This window comes from Terribacillus saccharophilus (genome assembly GCF_002272745.1).
In the GTDB taxonomy this organism is placed as follows: domain Bacteria; phylum Bacillota; class Bacilli; order Bacillales; family Amphibacillaceae; genus Terribacillus; species Terribacillus saccharophilus_B.
Map to the genome: position 1 here is coordinate 1 of NZ_NPBD01000008.1, position 18,610 is coordinate 18,610.

Annotated in this window: 20 protein-coding genes, 2 tRNA genes and 1 rRNA gene; 17 read left to right on the forward strand and 6 right to left on the reverse strand. The window is 43.0% G+C overall.

All coding sequences use genetic code 11. The features are described from left to right. Window positions 1-129: 129 nt before the first annotated feature. From rrf to CHH58_RS12225, 3 genes are all read left to right on the forward strand, one after another. A 5S ribosomal RNA gene (gene rrf / locus CHH58_RS12215) occupies window positions 130-242 on the forward strand. Between the two features lie 21 nt (window positions 243-263). Then, window positions 264-338: transfer RNA gene (locus tag CHH58_RS12220), tRNA-Met, on the forward strand. 86 nt (window positions 339-424) lie between these two features. Next, window positions 425-501: transfer RNA gene (locus CHH58_RS12225), tRNA-Asp, on the forward strand. 45 nt (window positions 502-546) lie between these two features. On the opposite strand, the gene CHH58_RS12230 is transcribed toward CHH58_RS12225, so the two are convergent. Then, a complete protein-coding gene (locus tag CHH58_RS12230) occupies window positions 547-1,329 on the reverse strand; it encodes a hypothetical protein (protein ID WP_095233197.1) in 783 nt (260 codons plus the stop codon). A gap of 144 nt (window positions 1,330-1,473) precedes the next feature. Here CHH58_RS12230 and tsaE point away from each other — a divergent pair, with 144 nt between their 5' ends. Genes tsaE through tsaD form a run of 4 tightly spaced genes read left to right on the forward strand, consistent with a single transcriptional unit; the run spans window position 1,474 to window position 4,071 of the window. Continuing rightward, window positions 1,474-1,926 carry a tRNA (adenosine(37)-N6)-threonylcarbamoyltransferase complex ATPase subunit type 1 TsaE gene (gene tsaE, locus CHH58_RS12235; protein WP_095233198.1) on the forward strand — a complete coding sequence of 151 codons (453 nt, stop codon included), beginning with the start codon at window positions 1,474-1,476 and terminating at the stop codon, window positions 1,924-1,926. After that, window positions 1,923-2,621: a tRNA (adenosine(37)-N6)-threonylcarbamoyltransferase complex dimerization subunit type 1 TsaB gene (tsaB, locus tag CHH58_RS12240; protein WP_095231234.1), complete on the forward strand. Its 699-nt coding sequence runs from the start codon at window positions 1,923-1,925 to the stop codon at window positions 2,619-2,621. Before tsaE ends, tsaB begins: the two co-directional genes overlap by 4 nt. After that, complete coding sequence (gene rimI / locus CHH58_RS12245; RefSeq protein WP_342747527.1) at window positions 2,618-3,067, forward strand: ribosomal protein S18-alanine N-acetyltransferase; 450 nt, start codon at window positions 2,618-2,620, stop codon at window positions 3,065-3,067. Before tsaB ends, rimI begins: the two co-directional genes overlap by 4 nt. Next, window positions 3,064-4,071 carry a tRNA (adenosine(37)-N6)-threonylcarbamoyltransferase complex transferase subunit TsaD gene (gene tsaD / locus CHH58_RS12250; protein ID WP_095231241.1) on the forward strand — a complete coding sequence of 336 codons (1,008 nt, stop codon included), beginning with the start codon at window positions 3,064-3,066 and terminating at the stop codon, window positions 4,069-4,071. The genes rimI and tsaD overlap by 4 nt, the downstream gene beginning before the upstream one ends. A 196-nt stretch (window positions 4,072-4,267) precedes the next feature. Here tsaD and CHH58_RS12255 read toward each other — a convergent pair whose 3' ends face one another. Then, window positions 4,268-6,223, reverse strand: coding sequence for an ABC-F family ATP-binding cassette domain-containing protein (locus CHH58_RS12255; protein WP_095231233.1), 1,956 nt, complete (start codon window positions 6,221-6,223; stop codon window positions 4,268-4,270). A gap of 450 nt (window positions 6,224-6,673) precedes the next feature. On the opposite strand from CHH58_RS12255, the gene CHH58_RS12260 reads away from it, so the two are divergent. From CHH58_RS12260 to CHH58_RS12270, 3 genes are all read left to right on the forward strand, one after another. Then, complete coding sequence (locus tag CHH58_RS12260) at window positions 6,674-7,300, forward strand: redox-sensing transcriptional repressor Rex (RefSeq protein ID WP_095219064.1); 627 nt, start codon at window positions 6,674-6,676, stop codon at window positions 7,298-7,300. Between the two features lie 136 nt (window positions 7,301-7,436). Then, complete coding sequence (locus CHH58_RS12265; protein ID WP_095231231.1) at window positions 7,437-8,162, forward strand: ABC transporter ATP-binding protein; 726 nt, start codon at window positions 7,437-7,439, stop codon at window positions 8,160-8,162. Further along, entirely contained in the window at window positions 8,159-8,905 is a 747-nt protein-coding gene (locus tag CHH58_RS12270) for an ABC transporter permease (protein ID WP_095231230.1), read from the forward strand. Before CHH58_RS12265 ends, CHH58_RS12270 begins: the two co-directional genes overlap by 4 nt. Before the next feature lie 74 nt (window positions 8,906-8,979). On the opposite strand, the gene CHH58_RS12275 is transcribed toward CHH58_RS12270, so the two are convergent. Beyond that, the gene (locus tag CHH58_RS12275; protein ID WP_095233202.1) at window positions 8,980-9,366 is read right to left on the reverse strand and encodes a hypothetical protein; all 387 of its coding nucleotides are present in this window, start codon (window positions 9,364-9,366) and stop codon (window positions 8,980-8,982) included. Window positions 9,367-9,539: 173 nt separating this feature from the next. Between CHH58_RS12275 and CHH58_RS12280 the strand changes: the two genes are divergently transcribed. Next, window positions 9,540-9,962: a universal stress protein gene (locus CHH58_RS12280; RefSeq protein ID WP_170937618.1), complete on the forward strand. Its 423-nt coding sequence runs from the start codon at window positions 9,540-9,542 to the stop codon at window positions 9,960-9,962. Window positions 9,963-10,005: 43 nt separating this feature from the next. Next, window positions 10,006-11,445: an MDR family MFS transporter gene (locus CHH58_RS12285; protein WP_430980838.1), complete on the forward strand. Its 1,440-nt coding sequence runs from the start codon at window positions 10,006-10,008 to the stop codon at window positions 11,443-11,445. A gap of 132 nt (window positions 11,446-11,577) precedes the next feature. Here the strand turns inward: CHH58_RS12285 and CHH58_RS12290 are convergent, their stop codons facing one another. Then, on the reverse strand, window positions 11,578-12,744 hold the full coding sequence (locus CHH58_RS12290) for an iron-containing alcohol dehydrogenase (RefSeq protein ID WP_095262587.1): 1,167 nt from the start codon (window positions 12,742-12,744) through the stop codon (window positions 11,578-11,580). A gap of 149 nt (window positions 12,745-12,893) precedes the next feature. Here CHH58_RS12290 and CHH58_RS12295 point away from each other — a divergent pair, with 149 nt between their 5' ends. The 4 genes from CHH58_RS12295 (at window position 12,894) to CHH58_RS12310 (ending at window position 15,761) form a co-directional block, all read left to right on the forward strand. After that, window positions 12,894-13,265 (forward strand): winged helix-turn-helix transcriptional regulator, encoded by a 372-nt coding sequence (locus CHH58_RS12295; protein ID WP_038558186.1) that lies wholly within the window; start codon window positions 12,894-12,896, stop codon window positions 13,263-13,265. 523 nt (window positions 13,266-13,788) lie between these two features. Continuing rightward, complete coding sequence (locus CHH58_RS12300) at window positions 13,789-14,496, forward strand: Crp/Fnr family transcriptional regulator (protein ID WP_095262588.1); 708 nt, start codon at window positions 13,789-13,791, stop codon at window positions 14,494-14,496. Window positions 14,497-14,619: 123 nt separating this feature from the next. Further along, window positions 14,620-14,949, forward strand: coding sequence for an antibiotic biosynthesis monooxygenase family protein (locus CHH58_RS12305; RefSeq protein WP_095262589.1), 330 nt, complete (start codon window positions 14,620-14,622; stop codon window positions 14,947-14,949). Between the two features lie 65 nt (window positions 14,950-15,014). Next, window positions 15,015-15,761 (forward strand): SDR family NAD(P)-dependent oxidoreductase, encoded by a 747-nt coding sequence (locus CHH58_RS12310; protein WP_095260860.1) that lies wholly within the window; start codon window positions 15,015-15,017, stop codon window positions 15,759-15,761. A gap of 179 nt (window positions 15,762-15,940) precedes the next feature. Here CHH58_RS12310 and CHH58_RS12315 read toward each other — a convergent pair whose 3' ends face one another. Continuing rightward, entirely contained in the window at window positions 15,941-16,519 is a 579-nt protein-coding gene (locus CHH58_RS12315; RefSeq protein ID WP_095262590.1) for a LysE family transporter, read from the reverse strand. Window positions 16,520-16,649: 130 nt separating this feature from the next. On the opposite strand from CHH58_RS12315, the gene CHH58_RS12320 reads away from it, so the two are divergent. After that, window positions 16,650-17,528, forward strand: a complete 879-nt coding sequence (locus tag CHH58_RS12320) for a LysR family transcriptional regulator (RefSeq protein ID WP_095262591.1) — start codon at window positions 16,650-16,652, stop codon at window positions 17,526-17,528. A gap of 39 nt (window positions 17,529-17,567) precedes the next feature. On the opposite strand, the gene CHH58_RS12325 is transcribed toward CHH58_RS12320, so the two are convergent. Beyond that, window positions 17,568-18,482, reverse strand: coding sequence for an iron-hydroxamate ABC transporter substrate-binding protein (locus CHH58_RS12325; protein ID WP_095262592.1), 915 nt, complete (start codon window positions 18,480-18,482; stop codon window positions 17,568-17,570). Window positions 18,483-18,610 lie beyond the last annotated feature (128 nt).

Here is an 18,610-nt window from a genome sequence, read left to right on the forward strand (position 1 = left end):
TGCTTGGCCGCATTAGATGTCTGGCAAGACATGTTTCTTATCTAGTTTTGAAGGTTCACTTCAAAAAGACTTGCTTTTCCTGATTAGACAGTGTATAATATATATTGTCGTAGGAAAAGATAAGTAAGGTCTGGTGGTAATAGCGAAGAGGTCACACCTGTTCCCATGTCGAACACAGTAGTTAAGCTCTTCAGCGCCGATGGTAGTTGGGTTCGCCCTGCGAGAGTAGGACGCTGCCAGGCTGAGTATTTCCTTTATATTATCGCGGGGTGGAGCAGGGGTAGCTCGTCGGGCTCATAACCCGAAGGTCGCAGGTTCAAATCCTGCCCCCGCAACCAATTTTTCACTAAATAAAAAGTGGGAAATGGCAGTACACAAAGTGTACAGTCAAAAGTTTATTGCACTAATACATAGTAGCAACATTGGTCCGGTAGTTCAGTTGGTTAGAATGCCTGCCTGTCACGCAGGAGGTCGCGGGTTCGAGTCCCGTCCGGACCGCCATACATAAAACGTTCAAAAGCTTTAGGATTACTCCTAAAGCTTTTTTTATATGTGTATTTCCCATCCAACTAGTGTAATACTTTCCGCTGCACCTGCAGACTGGGCGTTTGCAAGTGTTGTCTGCATGAAATGCGGCATGCTCTCGCTCTTGCTGAAAGCGCGCTGCAGCCGGGAAGCACTTTTATATGGAGATACAGGGAAGCACTGCAATCCGATTGTGGAGAGCAGGATATGGTTAGTGCCACTTGAAAGAGGTACGCTCCCCATATTAAAGACAGGCACTACTTGATCAAACGTATTATCAGCACCAATTTTACCAAAACTATTTTGCTGATTCAGCTGAACAGAGTTGTAATGATTTTGAGCAGGTACTAAATGATAAAGTGAATTCTCCCCAATGGATAACCAATACAAATAACCTGCTTTACGTACGGCGATTAGACAGGAAGCATTACCGTTCACCTTTGCTGCCGTTGAGCGGAATCGTACGCTGTTGAACATACTCATCAGAAAGCTGTCGATCTTTTTTATTGCGCTGGAAACATCTTCATCAAGCGTTTCAGTGATTTTCCTTTGTCTGAGTATAAGGGAGTCTGCGATGAAGGCAGCACTTTCTACTGTATGCTGTGCCCCCATGACAACTGCTAGCTCCCAATCAGCTCCTGTAAGGATAAGACAAGCATTCTCGTTCTTATAAGCACCATGTGCAATGCTTCCGCCGAAGCGCCCGATCCAGACATGCTGGTATCCGCTCAGATCGACTTGATCCAGGTAGGATTTCATCTCACCATTCCAGCTGTAGTTGTACATTTGCTCTAATGCTTCCATATGCATACTCCTTTATTGGCTGATAATATAAGTATTCTCCATAAATCCACGAAAGCCTTTTTGTTTCTAGTGCTTTTGCTTTTAGGCTATATTTTGCTATGATGAATAGATGAACAAAGAATGAAAGTGAGTCAGGTGACGGTTATGACCCAATTTATAAAGAAGATGCATACAATAGAAGATACCAATTCGTTTGGTCGAAAGCTGGCCGAACTGCTTCAGCCTGGAGATATCATCACGATGGAAGGAGACCTTGGTGCAGGAAAGACGACGCTGACTAAAGCAATAGGAGCGGGTCTAGGTGTGAAAAGGACGATAAACAGTCCTACCTTCACTATCATCAAGGAATATGAAGGACGTCTGCCGTTATATCATATGGATGTTTACCGGTTAGAGAACAGCGATGAAGATATCGGTTTCGAGGAGTATTTTTCAGGGGAAGGTGTTTCCATTGTAGAATGGGCACAATTCATTGAAGATTATTTGCCAAAGGAACGACTGGAGCTTACGCTCAAGCATGATGGAGAAGCTAGAACAATCTTGCTGCAGCCAATTGGTGAACGTTATGAAAAGCTTTGTAAGGAGTTAGCGGAATGAATATATTAGCGATGGATACTTCCAATCAGCTGCTAGGAGTAGCTATTGTGAAAGATGGAGTGACATTAGGTGAACATGTTATGCATGGACACAGAGATCACTCGGTTCGATTGCTTCCCGCAATCGAACAATTGATGAAGGAAACAAAAACGACTCCTGCTGATTTAGATCGAATTGTAGTTGGCCAGGGACCTGGATCCTACACAGGTGTTCGAATCAGTATGGCAACTGCAAAAACAATGGCTTGGGCACTAGGCATCGACGTCATCGGTGTTTCAAGTCTGGAGGGTCTTGCACATCAAGGGGAGCTATTCTCAGGATATGTTTGTCCTTTCTTCGATGCACGCAGAGGTCAAGTGTATACTGCTCTTTACGCCAGCAATAGTGACTCCTTTGAACAAGTAGAAGAAATCGTCAATCCTCTATTCTCGGATTGGCTGGAACAGCTGCGAGAAAAAGGCGAAAGAATATTGTTTCTAAGCCCTGACATCGAGATGTATCGCAGTATGATTACTGAGATCCTGGGTGAGCAAGCAATAATCCCGGATGCTGCTATACATTACGCTCGTCCATCTGTACTTGCTCAAATAGGAGCTGCAAGGAAAGCAGATGATTTGCATCAAATCGTACCAAATTATGTTCGTATGACAGAGGCTGAGTCTAATTGGCTGAAGCAGCAGGAACAGCAGAAGTGAGCGCAAAAGTGACCGTACGTCCGATGCAATTAGCCGATGTGCCAGCTGTCTATACAATTGAGACAGCATCTTTTGCAACTCCATGGACAATCGATATCTTTGAACGTGAAATTACGGAAAATACGTTTGCAAATTATTTTGTCATTGAAAGTGATGGCGTAATTGCTGGTTATTGTGGGATGTGGCTCGTCATCGATGAAGCACAGATCACGAATATTGCCATACTGCCGAACTTTCGAGGTCAGAAACTGGGCGAAAAGCTGTTTGCGCATGTAATGGAACAAGCAATTATGGCAGGGGCTTACCGTTTATCTCTAGAGGTACGTGTAACTAATGTACCGGCACAGCATTTATACCGGAAATTTGGTTTAGTACCGGGCGGTATCCGAAAAAACTATTATACAGACAATCAGGAAGACGCGATTGTAATGTGGGTGAATTTATGAAAACATCAGAACTTATTTTAGCAATAGAAACAAGCTGTGATGAAACAGCCGCAGCCGTCATTGAGGGAGGCAGGATCATCAGATCCAATATCGTTGCTTCTCAAATTGAGAGCCATAAGCGTTTTGGCGGTGTAGTACCGGAAATAGCATCCAGGCATCATGTGGAACAAATTACGCTTGTTATTGAAGAGGCGATCCAGCAAGCTGGAATTCAGAAAGAAGAGCTGGACGCAATTGCTGTGACACAGGGACCTGGTCTTATCGGTGCATTGCTTGTGGGGGTAAATGCTGCCAAAGCGCTGGCATTCTCCATTGGCAAACCGCTGATTGGCGTCCACCATATAGCAGGACATATTTATGCCAACAGATTGGAGCAGGAGTTCGTGTTCCCATTGCTTGCATTGGTCGTTTCTGGCGGTCATACAGAGCTTGTTCTTATGAAAGAACATGGCAGCTTTGAAGTAATTGGAGAGACGCGTGACGATGCAGCTGGTGAGGCTTATGACAAGGTAGCCAGGACATTGCAGCTACCTTATCCGGGAGGTCCCCGCATTGATAAGCTGGCAGCAGAAGGTGAGCAATCAATTGATTTCCCTCGTGCGTGGCTCGAGCCAGAGAGCTATGATTTCAGCTTTTCCGGTTTGAAATCTGCTGTCATCAACACACTGCATAATGCTAAGCAAAAGGGAGAAACATTTGCACCTGCAGATGTAGCGGCAAGCTTCCAAGCCAGCGTAGTAGATGTGCTTGTAGGGAAAACAATCCGAGCGGCCGAAGCATTCGGCGCAAAGCAAGTTATTGTTGCGGGTGGTGTTGCTGCCAACAGGGGGCTGCGCGCTTCTTTGGAAGAAGTGTTTGCAGACAAGCAAGCTGATCTGCTTATCCCGCCGCTTGCTTTATGCACGGATAACGCAGCCATGATTGGAGCAGCTGCATCCATTCTTTATCAGCAAGAGAAATTTGCTGATTTATCTATGAATGCTAAGGCATCTATGCCGTTATAATAAAAAGCATCGTTTTCGTTATGAAAACGATGCTTTTTTTATTCACAGACTATATTGTTAATTGTGTATAACTTATTAAAACCCACTATTAGTACCAGGTAAAGAAGTGTATAAATCTGTGTAAAAGCGCTGTGGATTCTGTGGATATTGTGTATAACCTTGTGTATATCCCATCAAATCAACAATGAAAACGCATTTAGTCCTGTGCATAACTTTCCTGCTCTTCGCTAAGTATTTCCCATTCTTCCATTACTTCTAGCAGGGTTGCCTGTAGCTCTTCATTCTTTTCCGTGATTTCCTGGGCTTTCTGATAGTCTTGGAAAATTTCCGGATCAGTAAGCAAAGTCTCATTGGTTTCAATCTCTGTCTCCAGCTCGACTATCTTTTCTTCCAGCTCTGAAATGCGTCGTTCCCGTTTCCGGATTTCCCGCTTTATTGCCTTATCTTGATGATAGGAGGATTTGTTCTCCGGCATAACAGTTCTCTGCTTGGTTTCTGCAGCCATAGCTTCCAAGGCAGCAATATCCTGCTTCTCTTGTTTCTTTTCTATAAAATAATCATAGTTGCCTAAGTAGGATATAATCTGCTTGTCCGCCATTTCCAGTACTTGTGTGGAAACCTTATTCATGAAGTAACGGTCATGGGAGACAAAGAGTATAGTACCTGGGTAGTCGGCCAATGCACCTTCCAATACTTCCTTGCTGTCTAAATCAAGGTGGTTGGTCGGTTCATCCATGATCAAGAGATTCGATTTCTGCATCATCAGCTTAGCCAGAGCAAGACGGGCCTTTTCGCCACCGCTCAGTGTGTTGACTACTTTGAGGACATCATCACCAGTGAACAGGAAGTTACCGAGAATTGTACGGATATTCTTCTCATCCATAAGCGGATACTCGTCCCATAGCTCAGCAAGGACGCTCTTCGATGAATGCAATTCCGTCTGTTCCTGGTCGTAATAGCCGATGCTGACGCCTGTCCCTATTTCTATCTGACCGGATTTAGCAGGCAGCTTTCCGATAATGGTCTTGAGCAATGTTGTCTTACCCGTTCCATTCGGCCCGGTGAGAGCGATGCGGTCCTGACGATTCATATGGAAGGTAACGTGCTCAAAGACAGGGGAGGTACTCTCTGGATATTGATAAGCCAAATCTTTTACCTTCAATACATCATTTCCGCTTCGCCGATCAATATCAAATGTGAGTTTTGCAGAAGATGCATCATGAAGCGGCCGGTCTATTCGTTCCATCTTCTCCAACTGTTTACGTCTGCTTTGTGCACGTTTCGTCGTTGTGGCACGCGCAATGTTTTTTTGAACGAATTCTTCCATCTTTTTGATTTCGGACTGTTGTTTCTCGTATTGCTTCAGCTCGCGTTCGAAATTGGCAGCTTTCTGTTCAAGATAGTTACTGTAATTTCCTTTGTAACGAACAGAATGATTGTGCGCTATCTCAATTATGGTATTAACAGTTTTGTCTAGGAAGTAGCGGTCATGCGATACAACTACAACAGCCCCTTGATAACTGCTCAAATAACCTTCCAGCCAGTCCAAGGTAGAAATGTCCAAATGGTTAGTCGGCTCATCCAGTATTAATACGTCTGGTTTCTGGAGAAGGAGCTTACCTAGGGCAAGACGCGTTTTTTGTCCGCCGCTTAATGAACCTATCGGTGTGGACAAGTCTCTGTCTCCGAAACGGAGTCCGTTCAGCACGGAACGGATATCTGCTTCATATTGATAGCCTCCATTTAAACGGAAGGCCTGCTGTTTTGTATCATAATTGGTTAGAAGCTGCTGGTAGGCTGTTTCGTCTGAAATTAGATCAGGGTCTCCCATCCTTGCTTCGAGACGGCGCAGCTCGTCCTCTTGCTGAATAAGATCAGCGAAGACAGTCTTCATTTCTTCCAGGATGCTTTTTTCCGACTCTAAGCCTGTATGCTGCTCCAGGTACCCAAGTGTGGCATCCTTTGCTAAGAATACATTCCCTTCGTCATAGCTTAATTCTCCTGCAAGGATCTTCAGTAAGGTCGATTTTCCGGCACCGTTTCGTCCTACAATGGCTAATCGGTCCTGTGTTTGTACTTCCAATTTTATATTTGATAAAATGACGTCTGCGCCAAATAGTTTTGTTATATTGTTCGCTTGCAATAAAATCATTCTGTTCACCTCATACTATCAGTGTATCCTATGTGACAAAACAGTAGCAAGCGCCGAATTTCAGCACTTTTAGCTTTCATGTGGATGGACATCAGAAATGAATTTGTTAAAATGGAGACAAGGTGCCTCTCATCATCTTTCTTTGTGAATCTGTACAAGACTTTCCTTCTTAAATCTGTTAGAATAAGTTGTTAACTATAATCGTACTTTGTGAAAGTATCATATCGTAACAATTCAAGGACGAAGCCGCAGGCAGCATCTGCAACTCCTTATAGATGCCAGAAAGGAACCTGTCTGCATCCATTATTCCATCATGTTGGAATAGTGCTGATCATATACGACAAAAGGTAACAGAACAATATCGTTCTAGTCCGATAGGCCTTTTGATCAGCTGCATGGCTGCACGAAGTTCGCTTCTGGAAGCTGCAGGCTTTAGGAGGATAAATGAGTATGTATATGGATCAAAATAAAATACCAAAAGCTACGGCAAAGCGGCTGCCACTTTATTATCGATTTCTCAACAGTCTGCATCTGCAGGGTAAAACAAGAGTCTCTTCAAAAGAACTCAGTGAATCGGTTAAAGTAGACTCAGCTACAATCCGCCGTGACTTTTCCTATTTCGGAGCACTTGGCAAAAAAGGCTATGGTTATAATGTAGAGTACTTGCTGAACTTCTTCCGGAAAACACTAGATCAAGATGAGATCACGAGAGTGGCGCTCATCGGGGTCGGTAATTTGGGAACAGCATTCCTGAATTATAATTTTACGAAGAATAACAATACAAAAATAGAAATGGCATTCGATACAGATCCCGGAAAAGTGGATCATAATATCGGCGGTGTCCCTGTATACCATATTGATGATTTGGAAGAATATATCGGCAACGTAAGTGCAGCGATCCTTACGGTGCCAGCACAAGCTGCCCAAGCAATCACTGACCGGCTTGTCGAGTGTGGTATTGCTGGAATCCTGAACTTTACGCCAGCGCGTATCGCAGTACCAAGCAATATCCGTGTGCATCATATTGATTTGGCTATCGAATTGCAGTCATTAGTTTATTTTTTGAAGCATTATTGATTCAAGCACCTCTCATGCAGAGGTGTTTTTTTCTTACATACGATTATCCAAATCATTTTACTTATCACGTTAATCGCGGTTAAATCATGACTAAGCAAAGATACTAGGATATAAGAAGCGGAAGGGAAGTGAAAATATGATACAGCAAGCCGCCATCACGTTACAGGAAGTGGTATATGAAACAGAGGAGAACAAAATTATCTGCGGTATAACAGGTAGATTCACGAAGGGTAAGATCACAGCAATAGTCGGTCCGTCAGGCGCAGGAAAGACGACACTTTTTCGATTATGTAATGGATTGCTGTCACCCTCAGGAGGAAATATACTGATCAACGGGAAGGAAATCTTAACGTTTGATCCTGTGAGCTTGCGCCGTCATGTCGGTATCGTTCTCCAGCAGGCAACTATGCTGGAAGGAAGCGTTCGGGACAATTTGGCATTGCCTTTACAGCTTGATGGAAAGGAGCTGACAGATGACGAGGCACAACGGATGATACAGTTAGTAGGGCTTGATCCAGACATATTGGAGCGAAACAGCAGGGATTTATCGGGAGGCCAGAAGCAGAAGGTTTCCATTGCTCGAACACTGCTGAATGAGCCAGAGATTTTGCTGCTGGATGAAATCACATCTTCCTTGGATCGAGTTTCCAGGCAGGACATAGAGAAACTGATTGAATGGATCAATAGAGAAACTGGAACGACTGTCATATGGATAACGCATAATCTGGAACAGGCAAAGTCAGTCGCAGAAGAAGTCTGGGTCATGATAGACGGCCGTATTGCCGAAGCGGGACCGATTGAAATGCTGGATCATCCAGAAAATGATGATGTCAAACACTTTGTCATGGAGGAGAGAAAATGAGCGCACTTGCTTTAATACTCACCTTGGTATTCGTCCTTATTCCACTTTTCTTATCTAAGACATTACAGCTTGGGCTCGAAAAAGATACGCTCATTGCCACAGTCCGTTCCATCATTCAGCTGTTTGCGGTTGGCTATGTGCTGCAGTTTATCTTTGACTCCGAAAATATCCTTTATATATTCCTGATGGTTGCGCTCATGATTGGTGCAGCAGTAGAAAACGCAAGGAAAAAAGGAGCATCGATAAGAGGCATCACATGGAAGCTAGTGCTTACCTTCGTTGTAATTGAAGTACTGACACAAGGGATCTTGTTAGGGCTTCATATTACACCGGCAACTGCACAATACATCATCCCATTAAGCGGAATGGTGATAGGAAACTCTATGGTGCTAGGTATTTTGTTTTTAAACCGATTTACTTCAGAAGTGTCATCCAGAAGAGAGGAGACTGAGCTTATCCTTTCTTTAGGCGGCACACCAAAGCAAGCAATTCAACACTCGTTGCTGGCATCCATTAAGGCAAGTACTATTCCGACAATAGAAAGCCAGAAGACAATCGGACTAGTCCAGCTGCCAGGTATGATGAGCGGTCAGATCATTGCCGGAGCAGATCCGCTCCAGGCCGTCATGTTCCAGCTCCTGATTCTCTTCCTGCTGCTGACAACTGCTATTGTTACAAGTACTATGCTTGGCTTTTTATCTTATCCGACGAAATTTAATGAGCGGATGCAAGTAATTGATTAGAATACAGTCTCATTTAAAGAAATCTATGCAGCATTGAAAAGCCGCCAATTAAAAGGGACGGCTTTTTTCTTGTATTACATAGGGAACGGTTCAAGTTCACTATCAACAATGGTAGCATCATATACGAAGCTGACATTGCCATCGCCCTGATAAACTCCGACTTCGTAGTCATCATTATTGCTATACATAATAAGTGTGACATCAACTGCTGCATAAGAAGCTGTTTCGTGCATTTCCTCGCGCTCGCATTCATTGATACATTCCACTATCTCTTTTATTTGCACCTGATCTGTTATTGTTGTTGATGGGTCAGTTGACTTCGCATCGTACACTTCAATCCGTTCTATCTTTTCTTCAATAAAAGCCTCTTTTTGAAAAGGCTCGAAAGCAGCAAGAATCCAAACAATAACTCCAATAATTAGAAGAAAGACAATAAGGAAACTAATAGTTTTAGACAGCAACCTTTCTCCCCCCCTAAATTCTTTTTTCCCCATCTTCTCATACTTTTACAAAAGGATATTTAATGTTATTGTTAATTTCATACAGATAAGTTTCGGGTATCGAAGTTTTTCCGTCGTTTGTTAGCGCTATTTTAAGGGAAATGGCTACTATCATGGTTGTAGGAGGCGCTAGTATGTACAAGAAAATCCTATTGGCTGTCGACGGTTCAGAGTACTCAATCCGAGCGACAGAAGAAGTAATCAAAATTTGTCAGGCAAGCACACATCCTGTACAGCTGGAGGTTACCCATGTCATCCAAGATATAAGTAATAGCGAGATTGTTTTGCAGCAGGTAAAGCCGGATAATATGAACCGTGATGGAGAACTTCGTATCCAGCCAAACGAAGCGGAACTGCAAAATGCAAATATTCCTTATACCCGTACCATCGAACGTGGCGATGCCGGTAAAACGATTGCCAATAAAGCAAATAATGATACGTTCGACTTGGTCGTGATTGGAACAAGAGGTTTAAATGGATTTCAGAAGCTTGTAGTTGGAAGTGTAAGTACGGAAGTGATCAAAAGAGCGAATTGCCCAGTGTTGGTCGTAAAATAGGAAGCGTTACCAACTGGAGTGAAACGCAAAAACAGTTGGGAGTATGCATGTGAGTAAATTAGAATCCAAATGGTTGGTCGTTGTTGCCGTCCTTTTTGGGACATTCACTGTTATTTTGAACAATAGTATGCTGAATCCGGCGCTGCCATCATTGATTTCCACATTCGATGCCAATGCTGTCAGTGTCGGCTGGATACTGACCATATTCATGGTTGCAATGGGTATGACGATGCCTGTCACCGGCTACCTTGGCGATCGGTTCGGGAAAAAGAGTATCTATCTGCTAGGCCTTGTGATATTTCTTGCAGGGTCCATTTTTGGTATTTTTTCCGGCAGTCTGCCATTTGTCATCACGGCACGCTTTATACAAGGTATCGGCGGGGGATTGATGATGCCGATTTCCATGGCACTTATATTCCAGGCCTTCCCAAAGCAGGAGCGCGGACTTGCTGTCGGTGTGTATGGCGTAGCGGCGATGGTAGCTCCTGCAATCGGTCCAACAATTGGCGGTGTGCTGATTGCGTACTTACCTTGGCCGTTCTTATTTGCTTTTAATCTGCCGTTCGGGCTCCTCGGTTTACTGATGGCAAGTCGTTATTTGAAATCCACAGCCGCTAACCCGGAGCGCCGCTTCGACAAGGGTGGCTTCGTATTCGTTACACTTGGTATCGGTTTAGTTCTGTATGCACTAGGCCGCGGCCAGACGCTGGATGTGCTTGTATCAGCTTCTAACCTGGCGCTGATTGCAGCCGGGATACTAGCCATTGCGATTTTTGTTTACTATGAGCGGCGAAAAGAGCAGCCATTATTGGAGCTCTCACTCTTCCGTAATCCAACCTATACAGTGTCGATACTGGTGACAGCATCAGCTTCCATTGGGTTATTTTCTGGGATATTCCTGCTGCCATTATTGATTCAGAATGTTTATGGTCTTAGTGAGATACAAACTGGTTTGCTTTTTCTTCCAGCAGCATTGTTCAGCGGTGCCATGATGTCATTGGGCGGCAAACTTTTAGATAAGAAAGGGCCGCGCTGGGTAGTACCTCCGGGTCTGCTGATTCTGGCGATAGCTACTTTCCTAATAGGAAACCTTAGTCTGTCTACACCATTCTGGCTAATCCTTGTAATCAATATGCTTCGGGGTGCAGGTCTTGGTCTCAGCAATATGCCTGCCACTACCGCAGGAATGAACGACATACCAGAGCACCTTGTATCTCAAGGTTCTGCGATGAACAATGTTTTGCGGCAAATATCGTCCGCCTTCGGAATCGTGTTTTTCAGCATCTATTTTGAAGTACGCCGAGCGCATCTCACAGCTGCAGGAGAAGCAGCCCAGCAGGCAAGCTTACAGACAATCAATGAAGCTTTTGTATTTTCCGGAATCTTAATACTCATCATGGTTCCGATATCGTTCATTATGCGATATAAGACAGAGAAGAAGCAGGAGCAGGAGCACAAAGTCAAAGAGGCTTCTAATAGCTGATGAATAAGTATGGTACGTTGTTCAATGGACTGAGTGAACAGCATTTCCCGGGAAAACGACTTAGGCAGAAGGGATTTGATTAATCTAAAAAAATACCCTCTGAAGCATTGATGTGCTCCAGAGGGTATTTTTTTAGAAATCTACATCTTTGCCTTCAAAGGCAGCAACAAATAGTTGTTTCATTTGTTCAACAGATGTCTCACGCGGGTTAGTTCCAGTACATGGATCTGTAACCGCATTAGCAGCCATATCTTCTACATGAGCATAGAATAGATCCTCAGCAACGCCGAAATCACGCAGATTCAATGGAATATCCATTTCACGGTTCAAATCGCGTATCCATTCGATTAAAGAGTCTGTCAGTTCAGCATCGGTGCTGCCGCTTAGTTGCAGACGGCGGGCAATGCTAGCATATCTTTCTTCTGATACAGATCTATTGAACTGGATAACATACGGTAAATAAATCGCATTAGCCAATCCATGGGCAATTCCGAAAGTAGGACCGCTCTTATGTGCCATGCTGTGGACATTACCGAGTACGGCATTTGCAAATGCCATACCAGCCATCGCCTGTGCATAATGCACTTGTTCACGGGAAGTGCGTTCACCATTATAAGAAGCTATCAGGTGGTTACGAAGAATTTCTGCTCCTTCGATAGCCAGCGAATCAGTAAATACGGTACGTGGCTTCGCTACATAAGACTCGATGCAATGCGTGACTGCATCCATGCCGGTGAAAGCAGTAATATGTTTTGGCATATCAAAGATAGTGATTGGATCAATGATTGCGATATCAGGAGTAAGTTCAAAGTCAGCCAACGGATATTTGATTTTTGTTTTGCTATCAGTGACGACAGAAAGGTTAGAAATTTCGGATGCACTGCCGCTTGTTGTCGGAATTCCGATGAATTTTGCTTTCGAACGCAATGCTGGCAATTCGAATGGTTTTGTGGCATCTTCAAATGATAGGTCTGGATGCTCGTAGAACACCCACATCGCTTTAGCTGCATCCATAACGGATCCGCCGCCGATTCCTATAACCCAGTCTGGACCGAATTGTTCAAAGTCTTCTAAAGCTTCATTGATTTTGTCAGTTGAAGGTTCTTCACGGATACCTTCAATCACTTGCGTCTGGATACCAGCTTTCTCAAGGTGAGACTGGACACGCTCCAAGACACCGCTTTTTCTGGCAGAAGCCCCGCCGATGACAAGCATCGCTTTATTTCCTTTAATGTTTTCTAGTATTTCCAAAGCACTTTCGCCAAAGTAAATATCACGAGGTATAGTAAATCTATTCATATGATCATCCCTCCTAAGAAAGTAGTATAGCCAGCGAGAAACAGGCTATCCCTTTGCATCTCTTATTATAGGGAGTATAATTTCACTATGTAAGTACGCACTTTTTTCTTACATAGTGACGAAAAGTATACTGTAAGGAGGAATGGCGGATGAGTCGTTTGGAAAAACAGAAATTCAATTGTGAGAAGGAATTGACGCTGTCCATCATCGGCGGAAAATGGAAGATGCTGATTATGTGGCATCTTGGCAAGGAAGGGACGAAACGCTTCAATGAACTAAAAGGTCTGATTCCAGGTATTACACAGCGCATGCTCGTTTCACAGCTTAGGGAATTGGAAGACGATCAGATTGTGCACCGCGAAGTGTATCCAGTCGTCCCACCAAAAGTAGAATATTCCCTGACAGAAGAAGGTCTTTCATTGCTGCCGATTCTTGATGCAATGTATGCGTGGGGAAAGAATTATTCTAATACTGTTTTAAAAGATACAGATGTACTGGAAAGTAATTCGGCATTTAAGTGATAGATAAATATTATTAGATCCCCATCCTGCCAGTAACAGGATGGTTTTTTTATTTGACGGATAGTACTATGAAGTGCGACAGCTAAAAACAAAGAAGCCCATGAATGGATTTGTATAAACTGAAAGTTAAAAATTTAATAGATCAAAAGCGATTAGCAGATATAGAAGAAGTAGAGTATGACGATCGAACTTAGATGGCAGAACTGATTAGTATTAAAATAAATTAGATTTGTGGGTTCAAGCAGGAGGGATCTCTAAAGGTGACAGGGAAGCATTTCATGAGGATAGTGTCCTTATGTGGGAGGCTCTCTTTAATGAACCGCATTTAAAAAGTAAGAAACTTGGTGAGGTTCTTATTCGTCTTTAAATTCTAAGCAAAAAGCTTTGTAATCTGGATTACAGAAGATTAAATTATGGTGGTTTATGATGAATGTAACACTCCGCCATAGATTATGTTACACGAGGAACGATTATCGTGGAGAGTGAAGCGGTTGTCGTTCGCAACATTGAAAGGAGGGGCAGTATGTTACATTATGAGGCGATGGAAAACATAAAATCATTTTTGCCACAAATAAAGATATTTGAATCGCTTCCGGGAGAAATTATCCGTGATATCGAACAATTGGTAACAAGATCAAATATGTATAAGCTTTCAAAAAACTCTATTCTTCAGATGCCCGGTGATGAAAGGAATGGCTTGTTTTTCGTAATCGCCGGTAAACTTCGCTTATATAAAACCAACTCGGCCGGTAAACAACATACGGTCTGCATCCTAAGCAAAGACGGCATGTTCGGTGAAGTTGAAACGTTTTCATTGGGCACAACAGGGGTTTATGTGGAGACGATGGAAGAATCGATTGTTTTTTCGATTCCGACTGAACAATTCGAACCACTTTTAAGAAAGTACCCTGAATTGTCTTTGCGATTTTTATCAGAAATAAGCAAACGCCTGCGAGATCAGGAGGAATTTGTGGAAAAATTGGTTTTTAGGGATCTACGCGGTAAAGTACTTTACTTTCTCCACCGACTATCTAAGAAGTTTGGCATAGAAGAAAATGGATACCTAAAAATAGATATTCCCTTGACTCATCAAGAATTAGCCAATATGATCGGTGCCACAAGAGAAGCGGTATCGATTATCTTACAGGAACTATCTAATGAAGGTATTATCGTGACTAGCCGTAGAATGGTCATGGTTCATATCGAAAAAGCGATGAAAGAACTAGCTTGATTTCATGACTCGTATGAATTTTCATTCGAATGTATGCTTTCGGCGTAATCTACATTACTGATGAATTCTTCATCTAGCCTTATGATAAATGGTGTAACGGAAACTTATAGGAGGGGAGTCAACATGTCCAATCAACAAGTTCAACTGAATATTCGATTCAAAGCTAAATCAGGGAAAAAAGAAGAATTCTGCAAGGAGCTATTTTCTCTTATTGAGGAGATGTCATCCGAGAATGCATTCATTAGCGCCATTGTTTCGGACGATCTGGATAAACCGGATGACTTGATCATTTATGAAACATGGCAAGGCACGAGAGATAGCTGGCTTACGGAAGAACTTATTAAACCATACCGCAAGAATTACGAAGGAAGACTGAGCGATTTAATTGTGGATAGAAGCGTCAGCTGGTTGCAACCGATGGGCGAATGGGGAAGTCATATAACGAATGCATGATGACGTTGAAACGTTAACGTTTTAAGGTCTGGGACGATACAAAAATATTATGGGGGCATATAGATATGGGGAGATTTGAAGGAAAGGTAGTAGTTGTCACCGGAGGAACAAGCGGTATCGGACTTACGACGGCACAACGATTTGTTTCCGAAGGGGCCTACGTATTTATTACCGGCCGTAGACAAAATGAGCTGGAAGCAGCAGTAAAATTGATCGGTGACCGGATTACCGGAGTCCAAGGTGACATTTCTAATTTGAAGGATTTGGACAAACTGTTTGATAAGGTTAAGCAGGAGAAAGGACATCTGGATATTCTATTCGCAAACGCTGGAATTGGCAGCTTGCTACCCTTAAGTCAAATTACGGAAGAGCAGTACGACACGACCTTCAAAGTGAACGTAAAGGGTACTTTGTTTACCATACAAAAGGCTTTGCCGCTGTTTCCGGATATGACGGGAACCATCATCTTAACCGGATCGACGGCTGGTACGATCGGCGACCCAGGATTTAGTGTCTACGGAGGTAGTAAGGCAGCGCTCCGTCAGATGGCGAGGAGCTGGATAATGGATTTGAAAGGTACAGGGATTCGACTTAATGTACTGAGCCCTGGCGGAGTTCACACTCCTGCTTATGATGATATGTTTGGCGAGGCGGTAGATCAAGTCCTTGAATCAGCGAAGAATACCGTTCCGCTAAGCCGCATGGGCAAGACGGAGGAGATTGCCGACGCGGTTATGTTTCTGGCCTCGGAGGAAAGCAGCTATGTAAACGGCATCGAATTATTCGTAGATGGCGGGATGGCTCAAGTCTGACCGTGAATCAGAAGGATAAGTCATCATTTATTTAAGCAGTTCCTAATAAGCCCGTGTATCAAATCAGGCAGAGGAGTATATAATCTCTCTGCCTTTCGCTACGGTGTCGGAAGAGGAACTAGCGTAAGCTATTCGCCTCATCAACCATCGTCAACTGTCGCACTTAGCTTGACAATCTGTCATTTGAAGATACTTATGGCAGAAAAAATAAGCAATAAACACATAATCAAATTAATTGATCTTGTATATTTGTTAAAGAATTTCTTGAATGCTGAACCAAAGGCTGCCCATAAAAGGAGACCTAAGCACCCAATGATGATAGTTACGGCTGCATACAAGATAACCGAAGAAATAGAAGCCTTGAAAGGTAAGATAAAAGTCGCCATCGCCGTGACGAAGTAAAGAATGCTTTTAATATTAATAAGCTGGAACAGAAAGCCGGAAAGGAAGGAGGGGCGCTCAATTGCATCCTTCTCTTTTTTACTTTTATCGAACATGATCTTATAAGCAATAAACAGCAGATAAACAGCTCCTAATACCTTAAGATAAGGCTCCACTGCGGGAATCCAGTTATAAACTGTCTTCGTTAGTATCGTTCCGATAATACCTAATAAAATAAATCCGGCAACGATACCGCTATTAAATTTCCAAGCTCCCTTCAACCCACGTTTTCGTGATTCATTCATAAGCAGCAGATTACTCGGACCAGGTGTAATGCTAGTGATTATGATATATGAAAAAAATGCGGTAAGACTCATGGATGATCTTTCTCCTTTTTTTGCAATTGCGAACTAACATGAACCATTGTATGATGAAAAATGATATCGGTAAAATTGAAATTACAGATAAACAATATAGATATTTTCGATAAAGGGAGAAGAAGTAGCGATGGAGATAAGACAATTCATTACTTTCCGCACAATTGTTGATGTAGGAAGCTATACGAACGCAGCTGCAAAGCTCGGTTATACGCAATCTACCATCACAGCACATATTCAGGCTCTGGAACAGCAGCTGGGAGGTCCTGTTTTTTCGTATGTAAAAAGAGAGCTGCATCTAACAGATTTAGGGCGGGAATTAGTGGGAATGGTAGATGAGTTACTCGGGTCATATCAGCGTATCGAGAAGCTGAATGACAGCAAAGTGAACGGGGAGTTAAAAATCGCAGCTCCGGAATCGCTGACTATCTCCAGGCTAGGTCCAATACTGAAGGAATACGCGATGCAATATCCGGAAGTGAAAATAAAATTAAGCAATGGAACATGTGGTGATAATCAGAAAGAGCTGCTGAACGGGAATGTCGATGTTGCCTTCATGCTATGGCCGGAACTGGATACAGACAAGTATGTCTACCATAAATTATATGAAGAAGAGATTGTATTAGTGGCAGCTCCGGAAAAGGAAGATCATTTTGATGCATACAAGGGAATGGATGACTGCTATATAACGAATGAAGAAGGCTGCAGCTATCGTGTGATGTTTGAAGAGCATCTGATAAAACATGATATACCAAAATTCCAGACAATGGAGCTCTGGAGTCTGGATGCAATCAAGCAGGTGGCAGCCAGCGGCTTGGGATTTGCGGCACTGCCGCTTATGACGGTGGAAAAGGAAATAAAGAGCGGAATACTAAAGCAATTGGAACAAGCGGAGAGCTTCAAATCGATCTACTCTTATATGATGGTCAGAGAGAAGAATTGGCACTCACCAGCTGTAGATAAGTTCCTGGAGCTAGTCTTAACGTTTATAAAGAAAAAAACGAAGTGAAAGCATGAAAAAAAGAGGGCCTCATCGCCCTCTTTTTTATTACTTCAAGAACTGCTCTTTAAAGAAGTCCAACTGATAATCCAAAGTCAATGCGTCGTTGAACAGGAATGCATTCGCATCTGCAGTCAATACATGTCCTTCTTTTACAGCAGGTATTTCTTTGAATAGTTCTGTCTCTTGGTAAGAATTATCCTGGTCGCTGTATTCACTGATGACAAGATAATCGCCGACGTACTCAGGAAGCACTTCCGAAGAAATCATCGAATAGCCTTCTTTTTCTGTCATTTCCTTTACTTTATCCGGCATAGAAAGTCCCATTGCTTGATAAAGGACTTCTGTACCGCGTCCCCAGCTGTCGCCAAGCACGCCTATACCTTTGTCATAGCTTTCCATTACAGTGACAGTTGCATCTTCGCCAACTTTGGCTTTAATTTCATCACCTGTTGTTTTCGCACGCTCTTTGAAGTCATCAACCCATTGCTGTGCTTCATCACCCTTGTTCAGCAGTTTTCCGATTTCAACATGCTGCGTTAGGTAATCGACTTTGTTATATGTATACGTGACAGTAGGTGCAATTTCTTTGAACTTGTCCAGATTCTTTGTTGTATCTGCTGCGATGATCAAATCCGGCTTCAGCTCAAGAATCTTTTCTACATCTTCTTCGCTTACTGTTTCAGCATCTTTTAATCCGTCTGCAAGTACAGGACTGCTTTTCGCCCATTGATCTACACCAACAATATCGACACCAAGAGAAAGTACATCACCAGCATAAGATGCCAAGACTACAACTCTTTGCGGATCGGTCGGTACTTCAACAGGACCTGTTTCGGATTCGTATGTAAAGGTTTCGTTCGTCTCTTTTTCGCTGCCGGAGGCAGGAGATTCTTCAGAAGAACCGCATGCGCTCAAAATGAGTAGGAAGAGACCGATAATAGCGATTAATGCTTTTTTCATTTTATATTCCTGCTTTCTGCTTGTGATAGATGAGCCTTTCTTGATAATGATAATCAGTATCAATTAGGTAAATAATAGAATGAATCCAGTAGAATGTCAATAAAATATTCATTGCTGGGAACTAATTG

Coding starts and splice junctions, on each gene's coding strand:
- CHH58_RS12325 (WP_095262592.1), bottom strand. CDS start 18,482: ATGAAAAAAGCATTAATCGCTATTATCGGTCTCTTCCTACTCATTTTG.
- CHH58_RS12300 (WP_095262588.1), top strand. CDS start 13,789: ATGTTACATTATGAGGCGATGGAAAACATAAAATCATTTTTGCCACAA.
- CHH58_RS12265 (WP_095231231.1), top strand. CDS start 7,437: ATGATACAGCAAGCCGCCATCACGTTACAGGAAGTGGTATATGAAACA.
- CHH58_RS12310 (WP_095260860.1), top strand. CDS start 15,015: ATGGGGAGATTTGAAGGAAAGGTAGTAGTTGTCACCGGAGGAACAAGC.
- CHH58_RS12285 (WP_430980838.1), top strand. CDS start 10,006: ATGCATGTGAGTAAATTAGAATCCAAATGGTTGGTCGTTGTTGCCGTC.
- CHH58_RS12270 (WP_095231230.1), top strand. CDS start 8,159: ATGAGCGCACTTGCTTTAATACTCACCTTGGTATTCGTCCTTATTCCA.
- CHH58_RS12295 (WP_038558186.1), top strand. CDS start 12,894: ATGAGTCGTTTGGAAAAACAGAAATTCAATTGTGAGAAGGAATTGACG.
- tsaD (WP_095231241.1), top strand. CDS start 3,064: ATGAAAACATCAGAACTTATTTTAGCAATAGAAACAAGCTGTGATGAA.
- CHH58_RS12305 (WP_095262589.1), top strand. CDS start 14,620: ATGTCCAATCAACAAGTTCAACTGAATATTCGATTCAAAGCTAAATCA.
- CHH58_RS12260 (WP_095219064.1), top strand. CDS start 6,674: ATGTATATGGATCAAAATAAAATACCAAAAGCTACGGCAAAGCGGCTG.
- tsaE (WP_095233198.1), top strand. CDS start 1,474: ATGACCCAATTTATAAAGAAGATGCATACAATAGAAGATACCAATTCG.
- tsaB (WP_095231234.1), top strand. CDS start 1,923: ATGAATATATTAGCGATGGATACTTCCAATCAGCTGCTAGGAGTAGCT.
- CHH58_RS12230 (WP_095233197.1), bottom strand. CDS start 1,329: ATGGAAGCATTAGAGCAAATGTACAACTACAGCTGGAATGGTGAGATG.
- CHH58_RS12315 (WP_095262590.1), bottom strand. CDS start 16,519: ATGAGTCTTACCGCATTTTTTTCATATATCATAATCACTAGCATTACA.
- CHH58_RS12280 (WP_170937618.1), top strand. CDS start 9,540: ATGTACAAGAAAATCCTATTGGCTGTCGACGGTTCAGAGTACTCAATC.
- CHH58_RS12320 (WP_095262591.1), top strand. CDS start 16,650: ATGGAGATAAGACAATTCATTACTTTCCGCACAATTGTTGATGTAGGA.
- CHH58_RS12290 (WP_095262587.1), bottom strand. CDS start 12,744: ATGAATAGATTTACTATACCTCGTGATATTTACTTTGGCGAAAGTGCT.
- CHH58_RS12255 (WP_095231233.1), bottom strand. CDS start 6,223: ATGATTTTATTGCAAGCGAACAATATAACAAAACTATTTGGCGCAGAC.